We start from the raw sequence: 4,229 nt of genomic DNA, 5'->3' as shown, positions 1-4,229 counted from the left end.
GGATCGTAGAGATAGCTCTTGATGGTGGCCTGTGCGCGTCCCAGCCGACGAGCGATCTCCGCGATCGAGAGACCCTGCTCGTCGCGGTAGTGACGAGCGAGTTGCGCCGCGCGGCGCCGTTCGGTCACACGGTCGAGCGTCAGAACCCTCAGCCTACCGGAGGTGCTGGACAGCGGGCCCAAGCGCAGGGCGGCGGTCCGGGCGCGAGCTGGGCGGAGGGCACGAGCGACAGCGCGCTCGGGCAGCTGTGTTGCTCGATACTCAGGCTGATGCCCAGGCCACGCGTCTTCGTCGGGCAGAGCGCGAAATTATCGGGTGGTCTGGAAGGCCCTCCCGGCCTCAAGCCGGGCCTAAGGTCGGGCCGGTGGCGCAGGGATGACCCGCTTTCAGGGATCGTGGTGGTCGGCGGGCAGCGCACGGTAGCCGGCCGCGGCGAGCCATGACCTGGCTCGGCCGCGCTGGCGCTCCTCGGCCAGTGCGTGCCATCGCTCAAGCTCGCCGGGCGAGCGGGCGAGCTCGTCCTTGAAGCGGCGAAACGCGCCGCGGCCATTGATCGCGATCGCCAGACGCTCGGCACGGCCGAGATCCTCGACCGACGCGATGAACAGCTCCATGTCCCGGTAGCCCTCGCCTGAGCCCTCGCCGTAGACAGGCAGCCACCGCTCCGGGTCATCGGCGCTGTCCTCGTCTTCCTCTCCTGTCTCCAGCGCGTATTCGATCGCTGCCTGAGCCCAGACCTCACCGGTCCTGACGTCGATGCGGCCTCCCGCGGTGAGTGGGTCGCCTTCAAGGATGCCAGCCAGCTCCTCGAGGTCGACGGGCAAGGCCCGCAGCATCGGCGCCGGACCGCCTAGCAGAGCATCAAGCTCGTCGGCCAGCTCATCATCCCTGTCCCAGCCTCGCCGGCGGAGCCCAACCACGAGATCGCGAGCCAGCTCGGCGGCTCCGTCCAGACGCTGCCTGAGCGCAGCGATAAGACCGTCGCCGGCCAGCTGGGGCGAGTCATCGTAGGCGCCGACGCCGCCGAGCAGGTGCACGACAGCCGCTCCGTCACCGCGGTATACGGCCGCCCGCAGGGCGGAGCGTTGCTCCATGGGGCCCATCTCGCTCTGTGTAGTCTTGCGCCCGGTTGGGGCGCCATGCCTCGCCGTCGAGGCCCGCCCGGATGCCGCTTCACGTCGGTGGTCGGCTGAAGCGGAAGCCCGCGCCTTGTATCCACGTCGTCCGCCAAGCACACGCCGTGACCGCTGGCCTCGTTCGGGGCTGACCGTACGGCCTGTACATAGTGTCCGGAGTCTCGTGCGGCTCAACTGATCGATCGCTTCGCGATACAGGTCGTCGGCGCGGGCGCCGCCGCTCAACAGTCCTCGGCGACGCGCCTCGATCCCAACCGCGAGATTCGTCCCGCTTGGCCGCGTCGTCTCCGCCAATCGGTCGAAGGCATCACGCGCTGTCTCGCAGTCCCCGCTCCGGACTGCCCCCTCGACCAGCTCGGGCAGCGCCCACATAGAGGACATCGGGTCGAACGCGTTCGCTACGGCTTCGCGAGCCGACGCCGCCGCCTCCGGATACCGGCTAAGCCCATTGAACAAGACCGCGGCAGCCCGTGCGCGTGCGTCGCCACGCTGCGCGCAGGCATCTCTGACTGCTCGATCGCGCTCGATATCGCAACGGAGGCCTCGGGTTCCCTGCCCCGCAGGCCCCAATTCATCAGCGCCGCGTAGGGCGGGAAGCTACTCCCGGTCGCGGCCGTCACGGCGTCCGTCTCCGCGATGAGCGAGGCGGCGCCCTCGAAGTCGCCGGTCCAGGCGCGGGCGATGCCCAACTCGGCGAGGTATGTCTTCGGACGTCGCGATGACGATGGGCGGCTCGGAGGCGAACCTCGAGCTGAACGCCTTTCGGCAGATCCTGATCAACAACTACCTGCACTCCGCACTGATCGTGGCCGCCGTGTGCGACCACTCCGCGAGTTCATGATCGAGGGCGCAGAACTCACCACCCACAAGTGAAGGAGAACATCGACAACTCGGTGATGACGGTGACCGCGCTGTCGCCGATCATCGGCTATGACAGGGCATCCGTCATCTCCCGCTACGCGATCGACCACGACCTGACGCTCAAGCAGGCCGCACTCGACAACGGCGTCACCGAGGAGCTGTACAACCGGGTGGTCAAGCCGCTCGCGCTCATACAAGGAGGCTCGGCAAGACAGGGCCGACGTCATCGGCTTCTGACGAGTTGCTGCCGGGCTGCGCGGATGAAGGAAGCCCGCCTTCAGGCCGTCGTCAGCCACCGCCTCGCGCTCGCTGCCGCGTCGCTCGTCAGTTCCCGGCTCGCCACGCACGCGCTTTCAAGCGTCCGCTCGCTCTCGAAAGCGGATGACCTGCTCGGTGGCCTCTGGGCGGTGCTTGCGACGTTGTTTGTATACCGCGAAGGCCAGCGACAGAGAGCCGCGGCGTTGTCTCGCGCGCCGCAGCCACGCTCGTCAGCTTCGCGCGATGCCTGATCTACCTGCTCGTCTTCCCGTTCCATCCACTCGGCCTCGCGCGATGATCGGTGTTGGGACGTTCCTCCTGATGGCGATCGGACGTGACGAGGACGTGATCACCGCCGGAATCACCCCGGCAGTCGTGCTGGTCGCGGCGGCATTGAGCCCCCACAGCGCCTGGGAGCAGCCGATTCTTCGGCTCGCCGACACAGCCATCGGTATCGCCGCCGGTGTCGGCACCGCGTGGATCACGTGGCGACTCAGCGCACACGCGGATCGCCCACCGCCAGCAGCTAGCGTTAGCGGGGGGTCGTGAAGCGACCTACGCATCGCGATGACACCGCCCGAAACGGCTCGAGCATTCGGTGCCCCACTAGCCGCTCCCGAGGACTCGAGCAGCCGACTCCGCCCCAGACCACCCGGATGCCCCACAGGCCTGATTGCGGACACCGCGCCCGGTTCGCCTCGGTGACCAGGAGCCGTCGCGGTGCTCGACGTGGCTTCCGATTTGGACGACCGAGCGGCGGCACTCTGGACTCGCCTACGTTGGAGCCACCACGGGACTGTCCGAAATCGCCCAGGGGTGGCCGGTGGGCGTTAGGAATCGAGCAAGCGCCGGCTCCTCGTTCTAGATGTCGCCCTGGCCGTGGCGGTCCTGTGGCCGTCATCGAAGAAGAGCTTGATGCTCGGTGCCATGGCGAGGCCCTACCTCATGCGAGCGCTCAAATTAACCCGATTGAGGGGATGACCCCGTCTCGTTCGCGGTCTAGAAGGGGCGCGAAGACCGGCTGCGTGTCTTCTCTGGCGGGCCGATCGCCGGAGCACGAGAGGTCGGGGCCAGACGACGCTGTGTTCTGTTGTGCGAGACGGAGGGACGTCGATGGGTGCCGAGAGTGAGCGGGTAGCGGGCTTCGGGCGACTGGAGGACGGGCTTCGCGAGGCTGGGGACTGGTACCGGTGGGGGCCGTATGTCAGCGAGCGGCAGTGGGGGACGGTCCGGGAGGATTACAGCGCCAACGGTGACGCGTGGGACTATCTGCCGCACGACGATGCCCGGTCGCGGGCGTACCGCTGGGGCGAGGACGGCCTGGCGGGGTTCTGCGACATCGAGCAGCGGCTGTGCCTGTCGCTGGCGCTCTGGAACGGCCGCGACCCGATCCTGAAGGAGCGCGCCTTCGGGCTGACGGGGTCGCAGGGCAATCACGGCGAGGACGTCAAGGAATACTGGTGGTACCTGGACGCGATCCCGAGTCACGCCTGGAACCGGTGGCGGTACCATTATCCGCAGGCCGCGTACCCCTACCAGGATTTGATCAACCAGAACGCCTGGCGCGACCGGTACCAGCCCGAGTACGAGCTGGTGGACACCGGGGTGTTCGATGCCGGCCGGTACTGGATCGTCGAGGTGCACTACGCCAAGGCCGACCCCGATGACCTGCTGATGAAGATCTCCGTGGTCAATGCGGGCCCGGGTGCTGACACGGTGCACGTGCTGCCCACGGCATGGTTTCGCAACACCTGGGCGTGGGAGATCGATGCGCCCAAGCCTGTGATGGCGGCTACCGGCGACACCTCGGCCGGGATCGAGCACCCGTGGCTCGGGCAGCTTGAGCTGCTCGCCGACCCCGGCCCGGACGGCACGGCGCCGACGGTCCTGTTCTGCGAGAACGAGACCAATCTGAGACGCCTGTACGGCGTGGAGCCGATCACGCCGTATCCAAAGGACGGGATCAACGACCAC

4 protein-coding genes are annotated in these 4,229 nt (G+C 67.8%); 3 read left to right on the top strand and 1 reads right to left on the bottom strand.

What is annotated here, in order from left to right:
- Window positions 1-386 precede the first annotated feature (386 nt).
- Window positions 387-1,037 (bottom strand): UPF0158 family protein, encoded by a 651-nt coding sequence (locus VMF70_07290; GenBank protein HTT67814.1) that lies wholly within the window; start codon window positions 1,035-1,037, stop codon window positions 387-389.
- Window positions 1,038-1,836: 799 nt separating this feature from the next.
- On the opposite strand from VMF70_07290, the gene VMF70_07285 reads away from it, so the two are divergent.
- The 3 genes from VMF70_07285 to VMF70_07275 all read left to right on the top strand — a co-directional run.
- A complete protein-coding gene (locus tag VMF70_07285) occupies window positions 1,837-1,977 on the top strand; it encodes a hypothetical protein (GenBank protein ID HTT67813.1) in 141 nt (46 codons plus the stop codon).
- Window positions 1,978-2,005: 28 nt separating this feature from the next.
- Window positions 2,006-2,506 (top strand): hypothetical protein, encoded by a 501-nt coding sequence (locus VMF70_07280; GenBank protein HTT67812.1) that lies wholly within the window; start codon window positions 2,006-2,008, stop codon window positions 2,504-2,506.
- 862 nt (window positions 2,507-3,368) lie between these two features.
- Window positions 3,369-4,229, top strand: an 861-nt coding sequence (locus tag VMF70_07275; GenBank protein ID HTT67811.1) for a hypothetical protein, incomplete at its 3' end; no start/stop codon positions are given.

The organism is Gemmatimonadales bacterium, from assembly GCA_035502185.1.
Classification (GTDB): domain Bacteria; phylum Gemmatimonadota; class Gemmatimonadetes; order Gemmatimonadales; family JACORV01; genus Fen-1245.
This window is presented reverse-complemented; position numbering and strand designations above follow the sequence as displayed.